The organism is Pseudomonas sp. JAI115 (assembly GCF_014200835.1).
GTDB classification, from domain to species: Bacteria; Pseudomonadota; Gammaproteobacteria; order Pseudomonadales; family Pseudomonadaceae; genus Aquipseudomonas; species Aquipseudomonas putida_A.
Window position 1 is genome coordinate 215,231 of record NZ_JACHCY010000007.1, and the last position, 22,937, is coordinate 238,167.

Consider the following 22,937-nt stretch of genomic DNA (forward strand, 5'->3'; position numbering starts at 1 on the left):
AAACCGTATTCATTGTGCGTCGCTGTAAATGACCGGGCGCTCAAACCTGGCCAGAAAGTAAGCACATAGAGAGGCGAAAATGATGCACAGACCGCCTGACGCAAGAATCACAGCACTGCTCGAGAAATGCAGTAACAGCCATCCACTCAGCAGGCTCGCGGGAGGAATCGCGAGGTAGGCAATGAGCCGTGTAACTCCCACCGTTCGCCCCAGAATGGTTTGCGGAACCACTTGCTGGCGATAGGTGAAAAAAGCGATGACCACCACGGATTGGCAACCGGTAGAAAGCGCCCACAGTGCCGAAAGTGACCACGGATCGTTGGCCATCGCCCCCATCAGCGTGAACACCCCGGCCAGCAAACAGCTTCGACGGATAAGAATGCCGGCCGGATATCTCTTCACCAGAACCCCCCCCATAGCTGATCCGGCGACGGCACCTGCACCAATGAGCCCGTAGTAATAGCCCACATCACTCAATGGCACGGCCAGTAGCGTGGTGTAGACATAGACAAGGCTGGCACCGATCAAGGCAAAACCGAAATTGCAGAAAAAGAACAGCATGACAAACGAACACAGTTCTCGCTGCTGGATGACATACAGCAGTCCGGCTTTGATTTCCGTGAATACCCGCGTGGTGGCAGGCGCAGGCTTACCCTGCTCTTTCAGCAAGAAGCAAAGCGGCAGGGATAGCGCAAATCCGACAATGCTGCCAATCAGCAACTGCTCCTTGGTACTGAAGGCCAGCAAGGCTGCAACGCCGATTGGTGCAACGATGCGAATGATGTTGTCACTGGCGTTGACGATCGCATTGAACCGGTGGAGTTTGGGCCCCTCGATCAGCGCAGGCGCAATACTCTGGAAGACCGGGTGGTGGGTGGCACCGACGCTTGCCAACAGAAAGCTCAGCAGTAACAGAGTAATACTCAAGTTGCTCCCGGACAGCGTACTCACGGCAGCATATATGAGGCAGCCGGTGACGATGTTGATCAGATCACCACCAATCAGAAAACGCCGTTTGCTGTAGCGATCACTCCACACACCGGCGAAGGGCGTGACCAGTATGTAGGGCGCCATCGCGGCGAAAAAAGCCAGCGACGTCCAGACTGGGGAGCCGGTCTGCTCATAAACATAAAGCGGGATCAGAAACGCGATGGCCCATGAACAGATGGACGTGATGGCATAGGAAGCCAGGAGTTTGAACATCTAGACAGTCTCCGCCTGCCGCGACCGTTGCCCGTTCGCGAGATGTCCACACACTGTGCAGTCCGGATTCTGCTGCCAGACTTCAGCAACGCTGACGTTCAGGTCGTCGAATGTGAATTCCTTGAGCTTGTTGGTCAATTGTGGCGGTTGGCAGCCGGTGATGATCTTGACCGTTTCGCTGACCATCATCCCGGCGGTGACAGCCACCAAAGTCACAAGAGCCGGGCCGGGATGCTCATAAGTGATGTCGTGCTGTTTGGCCATGGTCGAAACGCTGTTCACCAGGCTGCTCTTGTTACGCGCCGACGTCAGCCAGCAAGCACCGCAGCCCGAGGAGCCAGGCACCACCGAATAAAACACCGAGCGCCGTACATCAAGCCCGCCTGAAATGAAGGGTACGCCCTGTTCAACACAGGCCTCATTCAGCCAGTCGGCCATGTAGTTCGCGGGTTTATCGGCGACACAAATCACAATATCGTGGCCGCGTACGATGCCGGCGACGTCTTGCGCCGACTGCAGGCGGGTTTCGTGAGCAGTAATGTCGAGGTGACTGTTGAATTCAAGCAACCTGCGCCTGGCCGTTGCAACCTTCGGCATGCCGACGTCGGCTTCCTTGTAAAGGATCTGCCGGTTCAAATTGCTCAACTCGATCGTGTCAAAATCGAGGATCGTCAGATGGTGGACACCCAGCGCTACCAGGTCGAACAGAATATGGGTGCCCAGACCGCCGCAGCCCAGGACACAGACCTTGGCCATGCGCAGTCTTTCCTGGGGGGTGAACTTGTTCTCGCCCACAGCCGCCATCGACCCGAAAAAGTCGATGTTGCGGGAAAATCTGATGCGATCATGATCCGAAAGAGAAGTAGTCTCAAAGGCATCCGGACTCTCGACCAGCCGGTATTTGATCAGATCTTGCGCGACGCTTCGGATTTCGTCCTGATCCACCGCGGGATAACGGCCTGCCACCTGGGTAATCAACTCCTCATAGGGTGTACGGCCATCAAGTGCCTTGGCGAACTCCCAGACAGCACCGTGGGGGTCGGGGATTTTTGCGTATTGACCGTTAAAGCGCAAAACGACCTGACCATCAAGTTTGAACGGAATAATCGTCGGTTTAAGACAAAGCTTCATATTCGAGCCTCAATCGCTATTAAAACAACTTGATAAAGAACCAGGGCCATTAAGGCCCCGGTTCTTACTGATCAGATCAGCCGATCTGAGAATCGCCAGCGGAAGATGCTTTTTCGAAAGTCATAATGATTTCCTCAAAAGTTGAAGGGCCGGTGGTGAAGCTGTTTCCACCGGGGTGAAGATGTGCACACCCCAAAACTAGAATAAGTTTTCAGTGGTTGCGAACTCACCTTGTTTCTTAATATTACTCACGCAAAATACACTTCCTACGCTTTTACGAAGTGCCGCCATTACTTCTTACGGAAACATAGAAAAACAATGTAGGAATTATCTTCAATACTTAAACAATAAAAAATCACAGCGAGAGAATTGAGAAACAAACTCGCCTTCCAGACAATAAACATCAGTGATTAATCAGAAACACACTCCCCACCCGGGACAACGCTTGCGACCACCACCTCATCAGCGATGTCGACATGCCGAAAAAATCTCACGCGTGAGCCATTGATGGCATTTTGAATTGGTTGTAGTGTGGCTCACGCGTGAGATGTTCATAACGGAGTCATTGCCATGAAAAGTCGCTCCCCCACCGTTGCATCAGAGAGCCCAAAGGGAGAGCGCTCGAAACCGTCCGCGAAAAAACCGTCGAGCTTCTACATGAAGCAGATGCGCGCGGGCCTGGCTGCCGCCGGTTATGTGAAACACGAAACTTGGGTGCTTCCGGAAAACCGAAGCTTGCTCAAGCAGATGGAGCAACAGCTACGCCAACCGATTCTGGCTGGCTCATTCATGTCGGAGAATTACATGAGCGCAGGCAACAACTGGAACATCGATAGCCTCTTCAACGCCCTCAAGGCACTGGACGAGGTGGCTTCGCACGAGATCACGCTGTCTCTGATCCAGAGCTCCGAACCCAGCATCAGGCTGGAAATGAACGAATTCGGCGGTCTGCCGATTCACATCGCCGTGGCCGGTCAGCAGATCATCGTCGACACCGTGCTGGTGGATATCGATTCGATCACTGACGTGCGCGCCTTCAACGACGCCGTGCTGCGCAGCCGGGAAATGTTCCCGCTGTCGTCGATCGGCATCGAGTCGATGCCCAACGGTCAGACCGTCTACAACATGTTTGGCGCCCTCAGCGCCGACTCGAGCCTGACCAACGTCGTCACCGAGGTGAAAACCCTGGTCGACAACGTGCAGCGCGCGAGCGAAGCCTTCGAACACTTCTTCAAGTAATCAACAGGGAATATCCAATGACTCAGTCCATCTGGAGCAAGTTGTTCACCGCGCTGCGCGGCGGCGCCAATGAAGTTGGCGAAGCGATCGTCGACCAACAGGCCCTGCGCATCCTCGACCAGGAAATCCGCGACGCCGACACCGCGCTGTCGAATGCCCGCCGTGAGCTGGTCACCATCATGGCCAAGCACAAGCTGGCCGCCGACCGCGTGAGCGAGTACGACGCCAAGATCAAGGATCTGGAAGCCAAGGCGGTTTCCGCGCTGAACGCCGGCCGCGAAGACCTGGCGATGGAAGTGGCTGAAGCGATTTCGACCCTGACCAACGACCTGACCGCCGAGAAAGCCCAGAGCGACGAATTCGGCACCTACGCCGAAAACATGCGCAAGGACATCAGCAAGGCCGAGTCGCGGATCAAGAGCCTGCGCCAGCAGGTGGACATGGCCAAGGCCCGTGAAAGCGTGCAGAAAGCACAGGTCAGCGCATCCATCGCCAGCGGCGGCGCCAATGGCAAGCTGGAAACCGCGGTGGGCACGCTGAACCGTCTGCAGGCCAAGCAGCAGCAACGCGCTGCCGAGCTGAGTGCCGCCGATGAGCTGGCTGACGCTTCGACCGGCAATGACCTGGAACGCAAACTGCGCGACGCCGGCATCACGCCGAACGAAGGCAGCGCCAATGCGATCCTCGAGCGTCTGAAGCAGAAGTCCGCGCAGTAAGCGTTTGCACAAAACCTGTGGGAGCGGGCTTGCTCGCGAAAGCGGTGTGCCAGTCGGTACCTTAGCTGCCTGACACACCGCCTTCGCGAGCAAACCGCTCCCACATGGTTTACGGCGTGTCGTTCGTCGCCCGGCCCGGTACACTGGCGGCGTTTTTTACGACGAACACCTCCACCTGCGTCAAGGAATGTACCCATGGGATGGTTCAAAGACTTGCTGGGCACCAGCAACTGGCAGACCGCTGCGCCAACGCCAACCGTTGCCAGTGGCCCACTCGGGATGGCACAAGGCAAAGGCGTGCGATTCGATTCGACTCTGGCCTTGCTGCTCGATGGCAGCACTTCGGTGCAGGTTCCAGCGGCAGAGGCAATCTGGAGCGCCGGCTGGATCGACCTCGGCCAATCCAACAAGCTGCATCGCTACTACCTCAATAACGAAGACTTCTGGCTGCAGATCCACGTCACCGGTGACGACCAGATCGAGTCGGTCACCCTGTTCAACTACCTCAGCTACGTGACCGTCAACAGTGACGCCGAGCTGCAGCGCCTGGCCGGCCCCGCAAGCCCGATCGGCCTGCCGATCTACACCCACGACGGCGTCCAGTACAGCCGCGAATGGGGCACCGAACAAGGCCAGACCGAACTCGTACCGATGACCGAACATGTGGTCAACCCGGACGAGAGCTACACCATCGAACACCACTCCATGCTTTACGCGCGCGAGACCGGCCTGACCGATCGCCGCGAACTGCTGCTGTTCTCCGTCGAACAGGACGAGGAAGGCACCGTCAGCCTGAGTACCTCGCTGGGCATTTCGCTGTACACGACTGATTTGAGCACCATTTAAATAAGGAAGTTTTCCATGCTGGAAGTGCTGGCCGTTTCCCTGAACAAGACCGCACTGGTCGGTTTCGTCGTCTACCTGATCGGCGCCGTGCTGCTGTTCATGCTGTTTCAGTTCGTCTACACGCGCATCACGCCCCACAAAGAATTTGAGCTGATCCGCTCCGGCAACATCGCTGCCGCGATCGCCCTGTCCGGCGCGATCATCGGTTTTGCGATTCCGGCCAGCAACGTGATCGCGTTTTCGGTCAACGTCCTCGATTTCGTGCTGTGGGCAGTGATTGCGGCGGTGGTGCAATTGCTCGCGTTCCTCGCCACCGGCCTGGTTCTCAAAGGCACCTCCAAGCGGATAGCCAACGGTGAAATCGCTTCGGGTATCTACGTGGCCGCAGTGGCCATCAGTGTCGGCATGCTCAATGCCGCGTGCATGACCCCGTCCAACTGATCGGCAGGAAGCCTTCGATGAAACGCAGCAAGTACGTTCAACTGTCCCTCGCCGCTTCGGTGGCGCTGGCGATTTCCGGCGAGGTTGCCGCGCAGGATCAGCAACGCTTCCAATCTGTCGAGGAGTGCGTCGGCGCCGAAGTGGCCGCCGATGTCTGCTCCAACGCCTACGTCGCGGCATTGACCGAACACCGACGCATTGCCCCGGCCTACGATGACAAGGCCAAGTGCGACGCCGACTTCGCCGCCGACTGGTGCCAGAAAAACTCCGATGGCCGCTTCGTGCCGAAGCTCGGCGGTTTCAAGGTGCCGCAGAACGGCGAGGCGCCACAGGACCTGAATGCGCTTGCCAATGCGCAGATGCCTGCCGGTGAAGCCTCCGCCGCGCAGAACGCACAAAGTACATCTCACTCGTCCGGCGGCGGCAACGGTTGGCTGACGGGCTGGCTGATCGGCAATGCGATGAGCAACAACGCCAATCGCACGGTCTATCGCGATCGCGATACGCGCCAGACCTACAACACCTCGACGCGGTACCGCAAAATCGAATCGGCACCGGCTACCCGCACCGACACCCGCTACGACAGCACCCGGAGCAAACCGGTCAACGTCGCTTCGTCGACGTCCCGCGGCGGCTTCGGCAGCCAGTCTTCCGCGCGCAGCGGTTGGGGCGGCTGGGGCAGTTCGAGCAGCTGACCATGAAGAAGATCCACTGCGCCGAGCGCCCCGACTGGAAACAGACTGCCGAAAGCCTCGGCTTTCTGTTCCACACCATCGACGACGAGCCGTACTGGGACGAAAGCGCCTACTACCAGTTCACGCTCGCGCAGATTGAAAACGATCTGGAGGATCCGACCACCGAACTGCACGAGATGTGCATGAACCTGGTCGACCGCGTGGTGCACAGCGAAGAGCTGCTGGATCGCCTGAGCATCCCGGCGCCGTACTACGACATGATCCGCACTTCCTGGCTGGAAGGTCATCCCCATCTCTACGGGCGCATGGACTTTTCCTACAGCGGCAACGGCCCGGCGAAGCTGCTGGAACTCAACTACGACACGCCGACCAGCCTTTATGAGGCAGCGGCGTTTCAGTGGGGCTGGCTGGAGCAGTGCATCGAGCGCGGGATGCTGCCGCGCCATGCCGACCAGTTCAACAGCATCGATACCAAGCTGCACCAGGCGTTTGCCGAGTTGCAGCTCAAGCGGCCGTTCTACTTTGCGTCGATGAAAGACTCGGTCGAAGACAAGGGCACCACCGACTACTTGCGCCTGATCGCGGAAAAGGTCGGCATCGAATCCCGGCACATCGACATCGAAGACATCGGCCTGACCGCCGAGGGTCGCTTCGTCGACCTTGAGGATCGCTGGATCCCGCACCTGTTCAAGCTGCATGCCTGGGAATTCATTTTCCACGAGCCGTTCGGTGCAGCGATTGCCGAAAGCGATACGCAGTTTTTCGAACCGGCGTGGAAGTCGATCCTGTCAAACAAAGGCGCGCTGCCTTTGCTGTGGGAGCTGCACAAGGGGCATCCGAATCTGCTCGCGGCGCACCTTGATCCGAATCCGGCCAGTGCGGTGCCCAAGGGCTGGGTACGCAAACCGTACTTCTCCCGCGAAGGCGCGAATATCGAACTGCAAACGGCAGAAGGTCTGATCGTCAAAGAAGACGGGCCCTACACCGATGCGCCATTCATCCTGCAGGAATTTGCGCCATTGCCGAAGTTCGACGACAGCTACACGCTGATCGGCTCGTGGGTGATTGGTGATCAGGCGGCGGGGATCGGCGTGCGCGAAGACAACAGTCTGATCACCAAGGATTCAAGCCGGTTTCTGCCGCACCTGATCCTCGACTGAACCACACATCCGCATTTGTGGGAGCGGGCTTGCTCGCGAAAGCGGACTGCCATTCAACAAATGCTTTGACTGATCCGACGCCTTCGCGAGCAAGCCCGCTCCCACAGGAGATCAGTGGTAATCGCGGATTTTGCGCAATGAAAAAGGCCCGTCGTTTTGAACGACGGGCCTTTTTTATTCAGCGTGGATGCAGCAGCGAATCAGAACGGGATATCGTCATCGAAGCTGTCGAAATCCGGAGCTGGTTGCGGTGCAGCCTGCTGTGGAGCCGGGGCTGGACGCTGTTGCGGAGCCGACTGCTGCGGACGCGGAGCCTGTTGGCGTGGCGCCTGCTGCTGGTAGTTGTTGCCACCGCCTTGTTGGTCGCCCTGTTGTGGACGGCCGCCGAGCAGTTGCATGGTGCCTTGCATGTCGACCACGATTTCTGTGGTGTAACGCTTGATACCGTCTTTTTCCCACTCGCGGGTCTGCAGCTTGCCTTCGATGTACACCTGCGAACCTTTACGCAGGTACTCGCCGGCGATTTCCGCAACCTTGCCGAACATCGAAACACGGTGCCATTCGGTCTTCTCGACCTTTTGACCGGTTTGCTTGTCGGTCCACTGTTCGCTGGTTGCCAGACTCAGGTTGGTCACGGCGTTACCGTTAGGCAGGTAGCGAACTTCGGGATCCTGGCCGCAAGTGCCGACCAATATGACTTTGTTAACCCCACGGGCCATAACGTTCTCCTAGGCTTCGCAAGCAGCCCCGGCCGGGTTGTTCACCAGGCGTTCGAGGGTGTCGCGATCCACTAATTCTTTGTCCAGTTTGATGTAAACAGCCGCTTCATCAGCAACTATCACTGCATCTGTTACCCCTACGAGGGCCTTGAGGCGCTCGACCAGACCCGCTTCGCGGATCGCCTCGGGCGACAACGGCAAGCGCAGGCTCGTCACGTAGGGAGGTTCGCGCATGGTAACAGCAAAGGCCAGCCAGATGGCAGCTAGACCCGCACATCCAAGGAACACAACCGACAGACCGCCATGCTGAAACAGCCAGCCGCCAAGTATCCCGCCGAGTGCCGAACCGAGGAACTGACTGGTGGAATACACGCCCATGGCCGTGCCCTTCCCGCCTGCCGGTGAAACCTTGCTGATCAGCGACGGCAACGAAGCTTCCAGCAGATTGAACGCGGTGAAGAACACCACCGTACCGATCACCAGAGCCCGCAAACTGTCACCGAACTGCCAGAAGAATAGCTCAGTGAACATCAGCGTCAGGACGGCGCCGAGCAAAATTCGTTTCATTTTGCGTTTCTTCTCGCCATAGATGATGAACGGGATCATGGCGAAGAAAGAGATCAGTAGCGCAGTCAGGTAAACCCACCAGTGCTGCTCCTTGGGCAAACCGGCCTTTTCCACCAGCGCCAGCGGCAGCGCGACGAAGCTCGACATCAGCATCGCGTGCAACACAAAAATGCCCAAGTCCAGGCGCAGCAGATCGGGATGTTTGAGCGTCGGCATCAAGGCCTGACGCGCCACTCCGGATTCACGATGGCTCAGCGGCCCGGTGGATTTCGGCACCATGAACATCACGATGACGATCCCGAACAGGGCCATGCCGCCCGTGGCGAGGAACAGGCCGGACAGGCCGAACGCGCGGGTCAGCAACGGCCCGACCACCATGGCCACGGCAAACGACAGCCCGATGGTCATGCCGATCATGGCCATGGCTTTGGTGCGGTGTTGTTCGCGAGTCAGGTCGGAAAGCAACGCCATCACCGCAGCGGAAATTGCCCCGGCGCCTTGCAGGATGCGTCCGGCGATCACGCCCCAAATCGAATCGGCCTGAGCCGCCAGCACACTGCCGAGGGCGAAGACCACCAGCCCGAGGAAAATCACCGGCCGCCGGCCGATACGGTCGGAAATGATCCCGAACGGAATCTGGAAAATCGCCTGGGTCAGGCCGTAAGCGCCAATCGCCAGCCCGATCAGGGCCGGGGTCGCTCCCGCCAGGTCCATGCCGTAGGTCGCCAGTACCGGCAACACCATGAACATGCCAAGCATACGGAAGGCGAACACCAGGGCCAGACCGCTCGCTGCGCGGGTCTCGCTGCCACTCATGCGTTCGCTGTGGGGATCGTGCATGGAAAAACCTCGTGTGAACCGGCGGCGATTCTACCAGTCCCATCGAAAGACGGGGTATATCGCGACGCTATGACGCGTATAGATGAAACTCTCTTCATGCAAGGTAAAAAACCCTTCGTTTGATAGTGTGCATCCATCCAGTATTTGCCCGTATACTCCTACGTTTTCGACGCCCGCCGAGCGAGGCCACTTTGGACAAGATCCTGATACGTGGGGCCCGTACCCACAACCTGAAGAACATCGACCTGACCCTGCCACGGGACAAACTGATCGTCATCACCGGCCTGTCCGGATCCGGCAAGTCGTCCCTGGCCTTCGACACGCTGTACGCCGAAGGTCAGCGCCGCTATGTCGAATCCCTGTCGGCCTACGCCCGACAGTTCCTGTCGATGATGGAAAAACCCGACGTCGACACCATTGAAGGTTTGTCGCCGGCGATCTCCATCGAACAGAAGTCGACCTCGCACAACCCGCGTTCCACGGTCGGCACCATCACCGAAATCTATGACTACCTGCGCCTGCTGTATGCACGCGTCGGTACGCCGCGCTGCCCGGATCACGATATTCCACTGGAGGCGCAGACCGTCAGCCAGATGGTCGATCTGGTGCTGGCACAACCGGAAGGCAGAAAGCTGATGTTGCTGGCGCCGGTTATTCGCGAACGCAAAGGTGAACACCTTTCGGTTTTTGAAGAGCTGCGCGCCCAAGGCTTCGTCCGCGCCCGGGTCAACGGCCGCATTTGCGAACTCGATGAACTGCCGAAACTGGATAAACAGAAGAAGCACTCGATCGATGTGATCGTCGACCGTTTCAAGGTCCGCGCCGACCTGCAGCAGCGTCTGGCCGAATCGTTCGAAACCGCACTGAAGCTGGCGGACGGCATTGCCTTGGTCGCGCCGATGGACGATGAGCCAGGTGAAGAGATGATCTTCTCCGCGCGCTTTGCCTGCCCGATCTGCGGCCATGCCATCAGCGAGCTTGAGCCGAAGCTATTCTCCTTCAACAACCCGGCCGGCGCCTGCCCGACCTGCGATGGCCTGGGCGTGAAGCAGTTCTTCGACATCAAGCGCCTGGTCAATGGTGAACTGACTCTTGCCGAGGGCGCGATTCGCGGCTGGGACAGGCGTAACGTCTATTATTTCCAGATGCTCGGCTCACTGGCCTCGCACTACAAGTTCAGTCTTGAGAAGCCGTTCAACGAGCTGACCGCCGAACAGCAGAAACAGATCCTGCACGGCAGCGGCTCGCAGAATGTCGACTTCAAGTACCTCAATGACCGCGGCGACATCGTCAAACGTTCGCACCCGTTCGAAGGTATCGTGCCGAACCTTGAGCGTCGCTACCGCGAAACCGAATCGGCCAGCGTGCGCGAAGAGCTGGCCAAGTTTCTCAGCACCCAGGCTTGCCCGGATTGCCGAGGTACCCGTCTGCGTCGTGAAGCGCGGCATGTGTGGGTGGGCGAGAAAACCCTGCCGGCAGTGACCAACCTGCCAATCGGCGATGCCTGCGAATACTTCGGCGAGTTGAAGATGACAGGTCGGCGTGGCGAGATCGCCGACAAGATCCTTAAGGAAATCCGCGAGCGTCTGCAGTTCCTGGTCAACGTCGGCCTCGACTATCTATCGCTGGATCGCAGCGCCGACACCCTGTCCGGTGGCGAGGCGCAACGCATTCGTCTGGCGAGCCAGATCGGCGCCGGTCTGGTCGGGGTGCTGTATATCCTCGACGAACCGTCCATCGGCCTGCATCAGCGCGATAACGACCGGTTGCTCGGCACCCTCAAGCACCTGCGCGACATCGGCAACACGGTGATCGTGGTCGAGCACGACGAAGACGCGATTCGTCTGGCCGACTATGTGGTGGATATCGGGCCGGGCGCCGGGGTGCACGGCGGGCAGATCGTGGCTGAAGGCACGCCGGCCGAAGTCATGGCGCACCCGGATTCCCTGACCGGTAAATACCTGTCGGGGCGGGTGAAGATCGAAGTGCCGGCCAAACGCACGCCGCGTAACAAGAAGCTGACGCTGTCGCTCAAGGGCGCGCGCGGCAACAACCTGCGCAACGTCGATCTGGAAATTCCGATCGGCTTGCTGACCTGCGTGACCGGCGTTTCCGGCTCCGGCAAGTCGACGCTGATCAACAACACGCTGTTCCCATTGAGCGCTACTGCACTCAATGGTGCGACCACGCTGGAAGCGGCCGCACACGACAGCATCAAGGGCCTGGAGCATCTCGACAAGGTCGTCGATATCGATCAGAGCCCGATCGGCCGTACGCCGCGCTCCAATCCGGCGACCTACACCGGGCTGTTCACACCGATCCGCGAACTGTTCGCCGGTGTACCCGAGTCGCGCTCCCGTGGTTACGGCCCGGGGCGCTTCTCGTTCAACGTCAAGGGCGGGCGCTGCGAGGCGTGCCAGGGCGACGGCCTGATCAAGGTCGAAATGCACTTCCTGCCGGACATCTACGTTCCGTGCGATGTGTGCAAGAGCAAGCGCTACAACCGCGAAACCCTTGAGATCAAATACAAGGGCAAGAGCATCCACGAAACCCTCGAGATGACCATCGAGGAAGCCCGGGAGTTCTTCGACGCGGTACCGGCGCTGGCGCGCAAGCTACAGACGTTGATGGATGTGGGCCTGTCGTACATCAAGCTCGGGCAGTCGGCAACCACGCTGTCCGGTGGTGAAGCGCAGCGGGTCAAGCTGTCACGCGAGCTGTCCAAGCGCGACACCGGCAAGACCCTGTATATCCTCGATGAGCCGACCACCGGCCTGCACTTTGCGGATATCCAGCAATTGCTCGACGTGCTGCATCGCTTGCGCGACCACGGCAATACCGTAGTGGTGATCGAGCACAATCTGGACGTGATCAAGACTGCCGACTGGCTGGTGGATCTGGGGCCGGAGGGCGGCTCCAAGGGTGGTCAGATCATCGCCACCGGTACGCCGGAGGAAGTGGCCGAGATGAAGCAGTCTCACACCGGTCATTACCTCAAGCCATTGCTGATTCGCGATCGGGCCTGATCTCCGGGCATGAAAAAGCCCCTGTCACTTCAACCGTGACAGGGGCTTTTTTGTGTCTGTGCAATCAGGTGTGAGATTGCAGGTAATTCTCGAGACCGATGAGCTTGATCAGGCCCAACTGCTTTTCCAGCCAGTAGGTGTGATCTTCTTCAGTGTCGTTGAGCTGAACACGCAGGATTTCGCGACTGACATAATCCTTGTGCTGCTCGCACAACTCAATGCCTTTGCACAGAGCGGCGCGGACTTTGTACTCGAGACGCAGATCTGCTTCGAGCATCTCCGGGACGGTGGTGCCGACGTCGAGATCGTCCGGGCGCATGCGCGGTGTGCCTTCGAGCATCAGGATCCGGCGCATCAGTGCGTCGGCGTGCCCGGCCTCTTCTTCCATCTCGTGGTTGATTCGTTCGTAGAGCTTGGTGAAACCCCAGTCCTCATACATCCGCGAGTGAACAAAATATTGGTCACGCGCGGCCAGTTCGCCGGTCAGCAACGTGTTGAGGTAATCGATTACGTCTGGGTGGCCTTGCATCGCCCTACATCTCCCTGCTTGAAAGTCTGTAGTTTGAACCAAGCTGACCGGAAGGTCACCCCGTTTCGCGCAATAAAAGCGAAGATATTCCGAGAAAACCAGCCTAAATAACGCAAAAACCGCCCCAATGAGGGCGGTTCTGCTTCTCGTTTAGACTTCGTTAAGCTGTACGTCGAGCAGCTTTGCGATTGCTTCTCCATACGCCGGATCGGCCTTATAGAAATGCTGCAACTGACGATCAACCACATCAGGTGAAACACCGCTCATGGCGCCGGCGATATTGCTGACCAGCAAGGCTTTCTGCTCGTCGCTCATCAGACAGAACAGCGCACCGGCGTGGCTGTAGTAATCGGTGTCTTCGCGATGATCGTAACGGTCAGCAGCACCGCTCAATGCCAGTGCAGGCTCGGCGTAGTGCGGAGCTTGCTTCGGTGATTCAATGTAGCTGTTCGGTTCGTAGTTAGGTGCTGCACCACCATTGCTGCCGAAAGCCATCGAACCGTCGCGCTGGTAAGTGTTCACCGGGCTGCGTGGAGCGTTCACCGGCAATTGCTGGTGGTTGGTGCCAACACGGTAGCGGTGCGCATCCGCATAGGCGAAAACCCGGCCTTGCAGCATGCGATCCGGCGACAGACCAACACCCGGCACCATGTTGCTCGGACCGAACGCCGCTTGCTCAACTTCAGCAAAGTAGTTCAGCGGGTTGCGGTTCAACTCCAGCTCACCGACTTCGATCAGCGGGAACTCCTTCTGCGACCAGGTCTTGGTCACATCGAACGGATTTTCGTAATGCGCTGCGGCTTGCGCCTCGGTCATGATCTGAATGCACACACGCCATTTCGGGAAGTCGCCACGCTCAATCGCCTCGAACAGATCACGCTGAGCGTAATCCGGATCGGTACCCGCCAGGCGCGCAGCATCGGCCGGTGCCAGGTTCTTGATGCCTTGCTTGGTTTTGTAGTGCCACTTCACCCAGTGACGCTCACCTTTGGCATTGATCAGACTGTAGGTGTGGCTGCCGAAGCCGTGCATGTGACGGTAGCCATCGGGAATGCCGCGATCCGAAAACAGAATGGTCACCTGGTGCAGTGCTTCCGGCGAATGCGACCAGAAGTCCCACATCATCTGCGCGCTTTTCAGGTTGCTCTGCGGGAGGCGTTTCTGGGTGTGGATAAAGTCGGGAAACTTCAACGGGTCACGGATGAAGAACACAGGAGTGTTGTTGCCAACGATGTCCCAGTTGCCTTCCTCGGTGTAGAACTTCAGAGCGAACCCACGTGGATCACGTTCAGTGTCAGCCGAGCCACGTTCGCCGCCTACAGTGGAGAAGCGCAAGAACGTTGGCGTTTGCTTGCCCACGGCCTCAAACAGTTTGGCGCTGGTGTATTCGGTGATATCACGGGTCACGGTGAACGTACCGTAAGCACCCGAGCCCTTGGCGTGCACGCGGCGCTCAGGAATGTTTTCACGGTTGAAATGGGCAAGCTTCTCGATCAGATGAAAATCGTCGAGCAGCAGCGGGCCACGGGGGCCGGCGGAGCGAGAATTCTGGTTATCGGCGACAGGTGCGCCACTGGCGGTCGTAAGCGTTTTGATCTGGCTCATATGGTCTTCTTCCTCTGTCAGTCTTGAAACTGCCGGCTAATCGGCTTGCTGGGAAGTATTGATCATCGATGAGACACCTACAAATTCATTAACTTTCAGTCATCGATAGATAATTACTAATTATGTTTCCCTGCACATAGTGGCAACACAACAATGTCAGAAGCTTGTACGAACAGCGCATTTCTTGCGGGCACAAAAAACCGGGCACTAGGCCCGGTTTTTCGTTTCAGACTGACGTCTTACTCGGCGGATACAGCTTCGCCAGCAGTAGCACGATCAACCAACTCGACGTACGCCATAGGCGCGTTGTCGCCAGCGCGGAAGCCGCACTTGAGGATGCGCAGGTAGCCACCCTCACGGGTAGCGTAACGCTTGCCCAGGTCGTTGAAGAGCTTACCAACGATAGCTTTCGAACGAGTACGGTCGAAAGCCAGACGGCGGTTAGCCAGGCTGTCTGTCTTGGCCAGAGTGATCAGCGGCTCGGCAACGCGGCGCAGTTCTTTGGCTTTTGGCAGAGTAGTCTTGATCAGCTCGTGCTCGAACAACGACACCGCCATGTTCTGGAACATGGCCTTGCGGTGCGAGCTGGTGCGGCTCAGGTGACGCCCACTTTTACGATGACGCATGGTTCATTCCTTACCAAACACTACGTTCGGTGATTACGACGATCAGGCAGTCGCCTTGTCGTCCTTCTTAAGACTTGCAGGCGGCCAGTTGTCGAGGCGCATGCCGAGGGACAGACCGCGGGAGGCCAGAACGTCCTTGATTTCAGTCAAGGATTTCTTACCCAGGTTCGGAGTCTTCAACAGCTCTACTTCGGTACGCTGAATCAGGTCGCCGATGTAGTAGATGTTTTCCGCCTTAAGGCAGTTAGCCGAACGTACAGTCAGTTCCAGATCGTCAACCGGGCGAAGCAGGATCGGATCGATCTCGTCTTCCTGCTCGACAACCACTGGCTCACTGTCACCTTTGAGGTCGACGAACGCAGCCAACTGCTGTTGCAGGATGGTTGCAGCGCGGCGGATAGCCTCTTCAGGATCCAGAGTACCGTTGGTTTCCAGATCAATAACCAGCTTGTCCAGGTTGGTACGCTGCTCGACACGGGCGTTTTCCACCACGTATGCGATACGGCGAACCGGGCTGAACGAAGAGTCGAGCTGCAAGCGACCAATGCTGCGGCTTTCGTCTTCATCGCTCTGACGCGAGTCGGCTGGTTCATAACCACGACCACGAGCTACGGTGAGCTTCATGTTCAGGGCGCCGTTAGACGCCAGGTTAGCGATTACGTGATCGGGGTTAACGATCTCGACATCATGATCCAGCTGAATATCGGCAGCGGTAACCACCCCCGAACCCTTCTTCGACAAGGTCAGCGTAACTTCGTCACGACCGTGCAGCTTGATGGCCAGACCTTTAAGGTTCAACAGGATTTCAATTACGTCTTCCTGTACACCTTCGATGGCGCTGTACTCGTGGAGCACACCGTCAATCTCGGCCTCGACTACTGCGCAGCCGGGCATTGAGGACAACAGGATGCGGCGCAGCGCGTTGCCCAGGGTGTGGCCAAAACCACGCTCGAGAGGCTCGAGAGTGATCTTGGCGCGGGTTGGACTGACAACCTGCACATCAATGTGGCGGGGTGTCAGGAACTCATTTACCGAAATCTGCATGGATGCACCTATTTTCTAGCCCTTACTTGGAGTAGAGCTCGACAATCAGGCTTTCGTTGATGTCGGCGGACAGATCACTGCGAGCAGGAACGTTCTTGAAAACGCCCGACTTCTTCTCAGTGTCTACTTCTACCCATTCTACGCGGCCACGTTGGGCACACAGATCGAGAGCTTGGACAATGCGAAGTTGGTTTTTTGCTTTCTCGCGAACTGCGACCACGTCACCAGCACGAACCTGATACGACGGAACGTTTACGGTCTGACCGTTAACGCTGATCGACTTGTGCGATACCAGCTGACGGGATTCGGCACGAGTCGAACCAAAGCCCATACGGTATACAACGTTGTCCAGACGGCATTCGAGCAGTTGCAGCAGGTTTTCACCGGTTGCACCTTTCTTGCCAGCAGCTTCTTTGTAGTAGCCGCTGAACTGACGCTCGAGAACGCCGTAGATACGACGGACCTTCTGCTTTTCACGCAGTTGGGTGCCGTAGTCGGACTGGCGACCGCGGCGTTGGCCGTGGATACCAGGTGCTGCTTCAATGTTGCACTTCGATTCGATCGCGCGCACGCCGCTCTTCAGGAAGAGATCGGTGCCTTCGCGACGAGCGAGTTTGCATTTTGGACCAATGTAACGAGCCATTCTTTACAATCTCCTGGATTACACGCGGCGCTTCTTCGGCGGACGGCACCCGTTGTGCGGGATTGGCGTCACGTCGGTGATGCTGGCGATCTTGTAGCCACAGCCGTTCAAAGCGCGGACTGCGGATTCACGACCTGGACCTGGACCCTTGACGTTAACGTCGAGGTTTTTCAGGCCGTATTCCAGCGCAGCTTGACCAGCACGCTCAGCAGCTACTTGAGCAGCGAACGGGGTGGACTTGCGGGAACCGCGGAAACCCGAACCACCGGAGGTAGCCCAGGAAAGAGCGTTACCTTGACGGTCGGTAATGGTCACGATGGTGTTGTTAAAAGAAGCATGGATGTGGGCGATGCCATCAACCACTGTCTTTTTAACTTTTTTACGAGGACGAGCAGCAGGTTTTGCCATGATTAAATTCCTGTCGATTCGCTGGGGCGATTACTTGCGGATCGGCTTACGCGGACCTTTACGGGTACGCGCGTTGGTCTTGGTACGCTGACCGCGTACTGGAAGACCGCGACGATGACGCAGACCGCGATAGCAACCGAGGTCCATCAAGCGCTTGATTTTCATGTTGATTTCGCGACGCAGGTCACCTTCAGTGGTGAACTTCGCCACTTCGCCACGCAGCTGTTCAATTTGCTCGTCGCTCAGATCTTTGATCTTTGCTGCTGGGTTTACCCCAGTGTCTGCACAGATTTTCTGCGCAGTAGTGCGACCGACACCATAGATGTAGGTCAGCGAGATAACAGTATGCTTGTTATCTGGAATGTTAACGCCTGCAATACGGGCCATTCAGTGGGACTCCAATTGACAGCTACCTACGCCCCGGAAGCCAAGAAATAGGGCGCGAGATAATATCGCTGTAATAACAAATAATCAACCCGGCAGCGCACTAGCTGCCGGGCTTGAAGCACAATCACACTCAGCCTTGGCGCTGTTTGTGACGCGGTTCCGCGCTGCAAATTACTCGAACAACACCTTCGCGGCGAATAATCTTGCAGTTACGGCACAGCTTTTTCACCGATGCACGAACTTTCATCACCAACTCCTCGAACCTTATGGGTACTCAGCGCAACATGCCGCTGCCGTAACCCTTCAGGTTGGCTTTCTTCATCAGGGATTCGTACTGGTGCGAAACGAGGTGCGATTGTACTTGGGACATGAAGTCCATCACAACCACGACCACGATCAGCAACGAGGTCCCGCCAAGGTAGAACGGAACGTTTGCTGCAACCACCAGGAATTGGGGCAACAGGCACACGGCCGTCATGTAAAGAGCACCGAACATGGTCAAGCGAGTCAGAACGCCATCAATATAGCGTGCAGACTGCTCACCTGGACGGATGCCCGGAATAAAGGCACCGGACTTCTTCAGGTTTTCCGCTACGTCTTTCGGATTGAACATCAACGCCGTATAGAAGAAGCAGAAGAAAATAATCCCTGCACTAAACAGCAGAATATTCAACGGCTGACCAGGAGCGATCGACTGCGAGATGTCCTGCAACCAGCCCATACCTTCAGACTGACCAAACCAGGCACCCAACGAAGCCGGGAACAGCAAAATGCTGCTCGCGAAAATAGCCGGAATAACACCGGCCATGTTCACCTTCAGCGGCAAGTGGCTTGTCTGCGCAGCAAAAACCTTGCGGCCCTGCTGACGCTTGGCGTAGTGAACAGCGATACGACGCTGGCCACGCTCAATGAACACCACGAAACCGATAATCGCTACTGCCAGCAAACCGATGGCAACCAAGGCAAAGATATTGATATCACCCTGACGCGCAGACTCGAAAGACTGCCCGATTGCTCTCGGAAGACCGGCGACGATACCCGAAAAAATCAACATCGAGATACCGTTGCCTACACCACGCTCAGTAATCTGCTCACCCAGCCACATCATGAACATCGCACCAGCCACAAAAGTGGATACCGCGACGAAATGGAAGCCAAAGTCACCAGTGAACGCAACGCCCTGCCCCGCCAGACCAATGGACATGCCAATAGCCTGAACGAGAGCGAGGACGACGGTGCCGTAGCGGGTGTACTGGCTGATCTTGCGACGGCCAGCTTCACCTTCCTTCTTCAACTGCTCCAGCTGCGGGCTGACGGCGGTCATCAGTTGCATGATGATCGATGCCGAAATGTACGGCATGATCCCCAGTGCAAAGATGCTCATCCGTTCCAGCGCGCCGCCGGAGAACATGTTGAACAAGCTAAGAATGGTCCCCTCATTCTGTCGAAACAGGTCTGCGAGTCGGTCCGGGTTGATACCTGGAACCGGGATGTGTGCGCCTATTCGGTAGACGATAATCGCCAGGAACAGAAAACGCAGACGAGCCCAGAGTTCAGACATACCGCCTTTGCCGAGCGCAGAGAGAGCACCTTGCTTAGCCATTTATTCCTCGAACTTGCCGCCAGCTGCTTCGATAGCCGCACGCGCACCTTTGGTGGCGCCGATTCCCTTGCCGATAGTGACAGCGCGAGTCACTTCACCGGACAGCATGATTTTCACACGCTGTACGTTGACGTTGATCACGTTGGCATCTTTCAGGGACTGCACGGTGACGATGTCGCCTTCCACTTTGGCCAGCTCGGACAGACGCACTTCTGCGCGGTCCATGGCTTTCAGGGAAACGAAACCGAACTTCGGCAGGCGACGATGCAGCGGCTGTTGACCGCCTTCAAAGCCTGGAGCAATAGTGCCACCGGAGCGGGAGGTTTGACCTTTGTGGCCACGGCCACCAGTCTTACCCAAACCGCTACCGATACCACGGCCCGGACGATGCTTTTCGCGACGGGAACCCGGCGCTGGACTCAGATCATTGAGTTTCATCGATTAACCCTCGACACGCAGCATGTAGTAAGCCTTGTTGATCATCCCGCGATTCTCGGGAGTATCCTGGACTTCTACAGTGTGACCGATGCGACGCAGACCCAGACCCTTAACGCACAGTTTGTGGTTAGGGATGCGGCCGGTCATGCTTTTGATCAGCGTAACTTTAACGGTAGCCATGATCAGAAGATCTCCTTGACAGTCAGGCCACGCTTGGCAGCGATGGACTCAGGAGATTGCATGGCTTTCAGACCTTTGAAAGTGGCGTGAACCACGTTTACCGGGTTAGTCGAGCCGTAGCACTTGGCCAGAACGTTCTGAACGCCAGCAACTTCGAGGACAGCACGCATAGCGCCGCCAGCGATGATACCGGTACCTTCAGAAGCAGGCTGCATGTACACCTTCGAAGCGCCGTGAGCGGACTTCATTGCGTACTGCAGGGTAGTGCCGTTCAGGTCAACTTGAATCATGTTGCGGCGAGCAGCTTCCATTGCCTTCTGGATCGCAGCAGGCACTTCACGCGACTTGCCACGGCCGAAGCCAACACGCCCTTTACCATCACCAACCACGGTCAACGCGGTGAAAGTGAAGATACGGCCGCCTTTAACGGTTTTGGCTACGCGGTTAACTTGAACCAGCTTCTCAATGTAGCCTTCGTCGCGCTTTTGGTCGTTATTTGACATAACTTAGAACTCCAGCCCAGCTTCACGAGCAGCATCAGCCAGCGCTTTAACGCGGCCATGGTACTTGAAGCCAGAGCGGTCGAAAGCCACTTGCGAGACGCCAGCGGCCTTAGCACGCGTAGCGACCAGCTGGCCAACCTTTGTGGCCGCGTCGATGTTGCCAGTGGCGCCATCACGCAGTTCTTTATCCAAAGTCGAGGCGCTTGCCAGGACTTTGTTGCCGTCGGCCGAGATGACCTGGGCGTAGATGTGCTGCGACGAGCGGAACACGCAGAGACGCACGACTTCGAGTTCGTGCATTTTCAGGCGTGCTTTGCGAGCGCGACGCAGTCGAGTAACTTTTTTGTCGGTCATTTGCTATGCCCTACTTCTTCTTGGCTTCTTTACGACGGACGACTTCGTCCGCGTAGCGCACACCTTTGCCTTTGTACGGCTCTGGTGGACGGAAGTCGCGGATCTCAGCGGCCACTTGACCTACCAGCTGTTTATCGATGCCCTTGATCAGGATATCGGTCTGGCTAGGAGTCTCAGCGGTGATGCCTTGCGGCAGTTCGTAATCCACTGGGTGCGAGAAGCCAAGAGCCAGGTTCAGCACCTGACCTTTTGCTTGCGCTTTGTAACCAACACCGACCAGCTGGAGCTTGCGCTCGAAGCCTTGGCTTACGCCTTGGACCATGTTGTTTACCAACGCACGCGTGGTACCGGCCATTGCGCGAGTCTGTTGATCGCCATTGCGAGCAGCGAAACGCAGCTCACCAGCTTCTTCAACGATCTCAACGGACGAATGGATGTTCAGTTCAAGAGTACCCTTGGCACCCTTCACCGAAAGCTGTTGGCCTGCGAATTTTACTTCGACACCGGCTGGCAGCTTAACGGGGTTCTTAGCGACGCGAGACATGCTTATCCCCCCTTAGAACACAGTGCAAAGAACTTCGCCGCCGACACCGGCAGCGCGCGCAGCACGATCCGTCATCACACCTTTGTTGGTGGAGACGATAGACACGCCAAGACCGCCACGAACTTTCGGCAGATCTTCAACGGACTTGTACTGACGCAGGCCTGGACGACTAACGCGCTTCACTTCCTCGATGACCGGACGGCCTTCGAAGTATTTCAGCGAGATGGACAACGACGGCTTAGCGTCGGTGGTGATCTGAAAATCCGCGATGTAACCTTCGTCCTTCAGGACTTTTGCTACAGCCACCTTCAACGTGGAAGACGGCATGCTTACGACAGACTTTTCAGCCATCTGGGCATTACGGATTCGAGTTAGCATGTCCGCTAACGGGTCCTGCATACTCATGGGCTAGACGCTCCTAATACAGAAAAATTAGCCTTGCGGCTACTACATGTCGCCGAGAAACTCCGGGCATGAAAAACACGGGCTCAGGCGAGCCGGTCATTCTAGACACACCCCAGAAATGAATCAAGCCCCAAAAGGGGCTTGATTCAGATTCAAGGCCACCGATGGTCAGGTTCTTGCGAACCCGACCATCAAGGCTTTGACAGCGATTACCAGCTGGCTTTAACCAGACCTGGAACGTCACCACGCATTGCCGCTTCACGCAGTTTGTTACGGCCCAGGCCGAACTTGCGGTAAACGCCGTGCGGACGACCAGTCAGGCGGCAACGGTTACGCATGCGCGAAGCGCTTGCGTCACGTGGTTGCTTCTGCAGAGCTACGGTAGCTTCCCAACGCGCTTCTGGACTTGCGTTCAGATCAACGATGATAGCTTTCAGCGCTGCACGCTTGGTGGCGTACTTGGCAACAGTGAGCTGACGCTTCAGCTCACGGTTTTTCATGCTCTTCTTGGCCATTTTCCTACTCCAATCAGTTGCGGAACGGGAATTTGAAAGCACGCAGCAGAGCGCGGCCTTCATCATCGTTCTTGGCAGTGGTGGTCAGGGTAATGTCCAGACCGCGGAGAGCATCGATCTTGTCGTAGTCGATTTCCGGGAAAATGATCTGCTCTTTCACGCCCATGCTGTAGTTGCCACGACCATCGAAGGACTTGGCATTCAGGCCGCGGAAGTCGCGAACCCGAGGCAGGGAGATCGACAGCAGACGATCCAGGAACTCGTACATACGCTCACGGCGCAGAGTCACTTTGACGCCGATCGGCCATCCTTCACGGACTTTAAAGCCAGCAATGGATTTACGAGCGTAGGTCACAACGACTTTTTGGCCGGTGATCTTTTCCAGGTCAGCAACAGCGTGCTCGATGACTTTTTTGTCGCCGATCGCTTCGCCCAGACCCATGTTCAGGGTGATTTTGGTAACGCGCGGAACTTCCATCACGTTCGAAAGCTTAAGTTCTTCCTTAAGTTTCGGAGCGATTTCCTTCCGGTAAATCTCTTTTAGTCGTGCCATGGTCTTCTACCTAGCAG

General features: G+C 57.1%; 28 protein-coding genes. 7 read left to right on the top strand and 21 right to left on the bottom strand.

The window, feature by feature from the left end; all coding sequences use genetic code 11:
- Positions 1-9 precede the first annotated feature (9 nt).
- Both HDC30_RS18215 and HDC30_RS18220 read right to left on the bottom strand, forming a co-directional pair.
- Complete coding sequence (locus HDC30_RS18215; protein ID WP_183784270.1) at positions 10-1,203, bottom strand: MFS transporter; 1,194 nt, start codon at positions 1,201-1,203, stop codon at positions 10-12.
- Entirely contained in the window at positions 1,204-2,334 is a 1,131-nt protein-coding gene (locus HDC30_RS18220; protein ID WP_097089405.1) for a ThiF family adenylyltransferase, read from the bottom strand.
- A 570-nt stretch (positions 2,335-2,904) separates the two neighbouring features.
- Between HDC30_RS18220 and HDC30_RS18225 the strand changes: the two genes are divergently transcribed.
- The 6 genes from HDC30_RS18225 to HDC30_RS18250 all read left to right on the top strand — a co-directional run bounded on the left by HDC30_RS18225 (position 2,905) and on the right by HDC30_RS18250 (position 7,431).
- Positions 2,905-3,573: a YjfI family protein gene (locus HDC30_RS18225; RefSeq protein ID WP_047602485.1), complete on the top strand. Its 669-nt coding sequence runs from the start codon at positions 2,905-2,907 to the stop codon at positions 3,571-3,573.
- A 17-nt stretch (positions 3,574-3,590) separates the two neighbouring features.
- Positions 3,591-4,289 (top strand): PspA/IM30 family protein, encoded by a 699-nt coding sequence (locus tag HDC30_RS18230; RefSeq protein ID WP_007966153.1) that lies wholly within the window; start codon positions 3,591-3,593, stop codon positions 4,287-4,289.
- A gap of 195 nt (positions 4,290-4,484) precedes the next feature.
- A complete protein-coding gene (locus HDC30_RS18235; RefSeq protein ID WP_095139068.1) occupies positions 4,485-5,135 on the top strand; it encodes a DUF2491 family protein in 651 nt (216 codons plus the stop codon).
- A 15-nt stretch (positions 5,136-5,150) separates the two neighbouring features.
- On the top strand, positions 5,151-5,576 hold the full coding sequence (locus tag HDC30_RS18240; protein WP_041074455.1) for a DUF350 domain-containing protein: 426 nt from the start codon (positions 5,151-5,153) through the stop codon (positions 5,574-5,576).
- A 17-nt stretch (positions 5,577-5,593) separates the two neighbouring features.
- Positions 5,594-6,271 carry a DUF1190 domain-containing protein gene (locus HDC30_RS18245; protein WP_183784272.1) on the top strand — a complete coding sequence of 226 codons (678 nt, stop codon included), beginning with the start codon at positions 5,594-5,596 and terminating at the stop codon, positions 6,269-6,271.
- Between the two features lie 2 nt (positions 6,272-6,273).
- Positions 6,274-7,431 carry a glutathionylspermidine synthase family protein gene (locus HDC30_RS18250; protein ID WP_183784274.1) on the top strand — a complete coding sequence of 386 codons (1,158 nt, stop codon included), beginning with the start codon at positions 6,274-6,276 and terminating at the stop codon, positions 7,429-7,431.
- 200 nt (positions 7,432-7,631) lie between these two features.
- Here the strand turns inward: HDC30_RS18250 and HDC30_RS18255 are convergent, their stop codons facing one another.
- Together HDC30_RS18255 and HDC30_RS18260 are read right to left on the bottom strand one after the other, a co-directional pair.
- Entirely contained in the window at positions 7,632-8,150 is a 519-nt protein-coding gene (locus HDC30_RS18255) for a single-stranded DNA-binding protein (RefSeq protein WP_007966163.1), read from the bottom strand.
- Between the two features lie 9 nt (positions 8,151-8,159).
- On the bottom strand, positions 8,160-9,557 hold the full coding sequence (locus tag HDC30_RS18260) for an MFS transporter (protein ID WP_139055401.1): 1,398 nt from the start codon (positions 9,555-9,557) through the stop codon (positions 8,160-8,162).
- A gap of 191 nt (positions 9,558-9,748) precedes the next feature.
- Between HDC30_RS18260 and uvrA the strand changes: the two genes are divergently transcribed.
- Positions 9,749-12,583, top strand: coding sequence for an excinuclease ABC subunit UvrA (uvrA, locus tag HDC30_RS18265; RefSeq protein ID WP_183784276.1), 2,835 nt, complete (start codon positions 9,749-9,751; stop codon positions 12,581-12,583).
- Positions 12,584-12,647: 64 nt separating this feature from the next.
- On the opposite strand, the gene bfr is transcribed toward uvrA, so the two are convergent.
- The 17 genes from bfr to rplE form a co-directional block, all read right to left on the bottom strand.
- Positions 12,648-13,112, bottom strand: coding sequence for a bacterioferritin (gene bfr / locus HDC30_RS18270; protein WP_003228714.1), 465 nt, complete (start codon positions 13,110-13,112; stop codon positions 12,648-12,650).
- A gap of 150 nt (positions 13,113-13,262) precedes the next feature.
- Positions 13,263-14,717: a catalase gene (locus tag HDC30_RS18275; RefSeq protein WP_183784278.1), complete on the bottom strand. Its 1,455-nt coding sequence runs from the start codon at positions 14,715-14,717 to the stop codon at positions 13,263-13,265.
- Between the two features lie 239 nt (positions 14,718-14,956).
- Entirely contained in the window at positions 14,957-15,343 is a 387-nt protein-coding gene (gene rplQ / locus HDC30_RS18280; protein WP_003176402.1) for a 50S ribosomal protein L17, read from the bottom strand.
- Between the two features lie 42 nt (positions 15,344-15,385).
- The gene (locus tag HDC30_RS18285; RefSeq protein WP_003186012.1) at positions 15,386-16,387 is read right to left on the bottom strand and encodes a DNA-directed RNA polymerase subunit alpha; all 1,002 of its coding nucleotides are present in this window, start codon (positions 16,385-16,387) and stop codon (positions 15,386-15,388) included.
- Between the two features lie 22 nt (positions 16,388-16,409).
- Positions 16,410-17,030, bottom strand: a complete 621-nt coding sequence (rpsD, locus tag HDC30_RS18290) for a 30S ribosomal protein S4 (protein ID WP_003176404.1) — start codon at positions 17,028-17,030, stop codon at positions 16,410-16,412.
- Positions 17,031-17,048: 18 nt separating this feature from the next.
- Positions 17,049-17,438, bottom strand: coding sequence for a 30S ribosomal protein S11 (rpsK, locus tag HDC30_RS18295; protein ID WP_002555466.1), 390 nt, complete (start codon positions 17,436-17,438; stop codon positions 17,049-17,051).
- 30 nt (positions 17,439-17,468) lie between these two features.
- Positions 17,469-17,825, bottom strand: coding sequence for a 30S ribosomal protein S13 (gene rpsM / locus HDC30_RS18300; RefSeq protein ID WP_008374135.1), 357 nt, complete (start codon positions 17,823-17,825; stop codon positions 17,469-17,471).
- 130 nt (positions 17,826-17,955) lie between these two features.
- Positions 17,956-18,072, bottom strand: a complete 117-nt coding sequence (gene rpmJ / locus HDC30_RS18305; RefSeq protein ID WP_002555468.1) for a 50S ribosomal protein L36 — start codon at positions 18,070-18,072, stop codon at positions 17,956-17,958.
- Between the two features lie 27 nt (positions 18,073-18,099).
- A complete protein-coding gene (gene secY / locus HDC30_RS18310; RefSeq protein WP_003228718.1) occupies positions 18,100-19,428 on the bottom strand; it encodes a preprotein translocase subunit SecY in 1,329 nt (442 codons plus the stop codon).
- Positions 19,429-19,866, bottom strand: coding sequence for a 50S ribosomal protein L15 (rplO, locus tag HDC30_RS18315; protein ID WP_003228720.1), 438 nt, complete (start codon positions 19,864-19,866; stop codon positions 19,429-19,431).
- Between the two features lie 3 nt (positions 19,867-19,869).
- Positions 19,870-20,046 carry a 50S ribosomal protein L30 gene (gene rpmD, locus HDC30_RS18320; protein ID WP_003176408.1) on the bottom strand — a complete coding sequence of 59 codons (177 nt, stop codon included), beginning with the start codon at positions 20,044-20,046 and terminating at the stop codon, positions 19,870-19,872.
- Between the two features lie 2 nt (positions 20,047-20,048).
- A complete protein-coding gene (gene rpsE / locus HDC30_RS18325) occupies positions 20,049-20,549 on the bottom strand; it encodes a 30S ribosomal protein S5 (RefSeq protein WP_003176409.1) in 501 nt (166 codons plus the stop codon).
- 3 nt (positions 20,550-20,552) lie between these two features.
- On the bottom strand, positions 20,553-20,903 hold the full coding sequence (gene rplR, locus HDC30_RS18330; protein WP_003186037.1) for a 50S ribosomal protein L18: 351 nt from the start codon (positions 20,901-20,903) through the stop codon (positions 20,553-20,555).
- A 10-nt stretch (positions 20,904-20,913) separates the two neighbouring features.
- Positions 20,914-21,447: a 50S ribosomal protein L6 gene (rplF, locus tag HDC30_RS18335; protein ID WP_007966176.1), complete on the bottom strand. Its 534-nt coding sequence runs from the start codon at positions 21,445-21,447 to the stop codon at positions 20,914-20,916.
- 12 nt (positions 21,448-21,459) lie between these two features.
- Positions 21,460-21,852, bottom strand: a complete 393-nt coding sequence (gene rpsH, locus HDC30_RS18340; protein ID WP_007966178.1) for a 30S ribosomal protein S8 — start codon at positions 21,850-21,852, stop codon at positions 21,460-21,462.
- 209 nt (positions 21,853-22,061) lie between these two features.
- Entirely contained in the window at positions 22,062-22,367 is a 306-nt protein-coding gene (gene rpsN / locus HDC30_RS18345; RefSeq protein ID WP_003228726.1) for a 30S ribosomal protein S14, read from the bottom strand.
- A 13-nt stretch (positions 22,368-22,380) separates the two neighbouring features.
- The gene (rplE, locus tag HDC30_RS18350) at positions 22,381-22,920 is read right to left on the bottom strand and encodes a 50S ribosomal protein L5 (RefSeq protein ID WP_003210069.1); all 540 of its coding nucleotides are present in this window, start codon (positions 22,918-22,920) and stop codon (positions 22,381-22,383) included.
- Positions 22,921-22,937 lie beyond the last annotated feature (17 nt).

Excerpts from the sequence above, each read along its gene's own strand:
- HDC30_RS18225 (WP_047602485.1), top strand. The coding sequence starts at position 2,905 with ATGAAAAGTCGCTCCCCCACCGTTGCATCAGAGAGCCCAAAGGGAGAG.
- rpsK (WP_002555466.1), bottom strand. The coding sequence starts at position 17,438 with ATGGCAAAACCTGCTGCTCGTCCTCGTAAAAAAGTTAAAAAGACAGTG.
- rpsN (WP_003228726.1), bottom strand. The coding sequence starts at position 22,367 with ATGGCCAAGAAGAGCATGAAAAACCGTGAGCTGAAGCGTCAGCTCACT.
- HDC30_RS18220 (WP_097089405.1), bottom strand. The coding sequence starts at position 2,334 with ATGAAGCTTTGTCTTAAACCGACGATTATTCCGTTCAAACTTGATGGT.
- HDC30_RS18260 (WP_139055401.1), bottom strand. The coding sequence starts at position 9,557 with ATGCACGATCCCCACAGCGAACGCATGAGTGGCAGCGAGACCCGCGCA.
- rplE (WP_003210069.1), bottom strand. The coding sequence starts at position 22,920 with ATGGCACGACTAAAAGAGATTTACCGGAAGGAAATCGCTCCGAAACTT.
- HDC30_RS18235 (WP_095139068.1), top strand. The coding sequence starts at position 4,485 with ATGGGATGGTTCAAAGACTTGCTGGGCACCAGCAACTGGCAGACCGCT.
- bfr (WP_003228714.1), bottom strand. The coding sequence starts at position 13,112 with ATGCAAGGCCACCCAGACGTAATCGATTACCTCAACACGTTGCTGACC.
- rplO (WP_003228720.1), bottom strand. The coding sequence starts at position 19,866 with ATGAAACTCAATGATCTGAGTCCAGCGCCGGGTTCCCGTCGCGAAAAG.
- rpsH (WP_007966178.1), bottom strand. The coding sequence starts at position 21,852 with ATGAGTATGCAGGACCCGTTAGCGGACATGCTAACTCGAATCCGTAAT.
- HDC30_RS18215 (WP_183784270.1), bottom strand. The coding sequence starts at position 1,203 with ATGTTCAAACTCCTGGCTTCCTATGCCATCACGTCCATCTGTTCATGG.
- rplQ (WP_003176402.1), bottom strand. The coding sequence starts at position 15,343 with ATGCGTCATCGTAAAAGTGGGCGTCACCTGAGCCGCACCAGCTCGCAC.
- HDC30_RS18285 (WP_003186012.1), bottom strand. The coding sequence starts at position 16,387 with ATGCAGATTTCGGTAAATGAGTTCCTGACACCCCGCCACATTGATGTG.
- rpmD (WP_003176408.1), bottom strand. The coding sequence starts at position 20,046 with ATGGCTACCGTTAAAGTTACGCTGATCAAAAGCATGACCGGCCGCATC.
- rpsD (WP_003176404.1), bottom strand. The coding sequence starts at position 17,030 with ATGGCTCGTTACATTGGTCCAAAATGCAAACTCGCTCGTCGCGAAGGC.
- rpsE (WP_003176409.1), bottom strand. The coding sequence starts at position 20,549 with ATGTCAAATAACGACCAAAAGCGCGACGAAGGCTACATTGAGAAGCTG.
- HDC30_RS18230 (WP_007966153.1), top strand. The coding sequence starts at position 3,591 with ATGACTCAGTCCATCTGGAGCAAGTTGTTCACCGCGCTGCGCGGCGGC.
- rplF (WP_007966176.1), bottom strand. The coding sequence starts at position 21,447 with ATGTCTCGCGTCGCTAAGAACCCCGTTAAGCTGCCAGCCGGTGTCGAA.
- rplR (WP_003186037.1), bottom strand. The coding sequence starts at position 20,903 with ATGACCGACAAAAAAGTTACTCGACTGCGTCGCGCTCGCAAAGCACGC.
- HDC30_RS18250 (WP_183784274.1), top strand. The coding sequence starts at position 6,274 with ATGAAGAAGATCCACTGCGCCGAGCGCCCCGACTGGAAACAGACTGCC.
- HDC30_RS18255 (WP_007966163.1), bottom strand. The coding sequence starts at position 8,150 with ATGGCCCGTGGGGTTAACAAAGTCATATTGGTCGGCACTTGCGGCCAG.
- secY (WP_003228718.1), bottom strand. The coding sequence starts at position 19,428 with ATGGCTAAGCAAGGTGCTCTCTCTGCGCTCGGCAAAGGCGGTATGTCT.
- HDC30_RS18240 (WP_041074455.1), top strand. The coding sequence starts at position 5,151 with ATGCTGGAAGTGCTGGCCGTTTCCCTGAACAAGACCGCACTGGTCGGT.
- rpsM (WP_008374135.1), bottom strand. The coding sequence starts at position 17,825 with ATGGCCCGTATTGCAGGCGTTAACATTCCAGATAACAAGCATACTGTT.
- HDC30_RS18275 (WP_183784278.1), bottom strand. The coding sequence starts at position 14,717 with ATGAGCCAGATCAAAACGCTTACGACCGCCAGTGGCGCACCTGTCGCC.
- rpmJ (WP_002555468.1), bottom strand. The coding sequence starts at position 18,072 with ATGAAAGTTCGTGCATCGGTGAAAAAGCTGTGCCGTAACTGCAAGATT.
- HDC30_RS18245 (WP_183784272.1), top strand. The coding sequence starts at position 5,594 with ATGAAACGCAGCAAGTACGTTCAACTGTCCCTCGCCGCTTCGGTGGCG.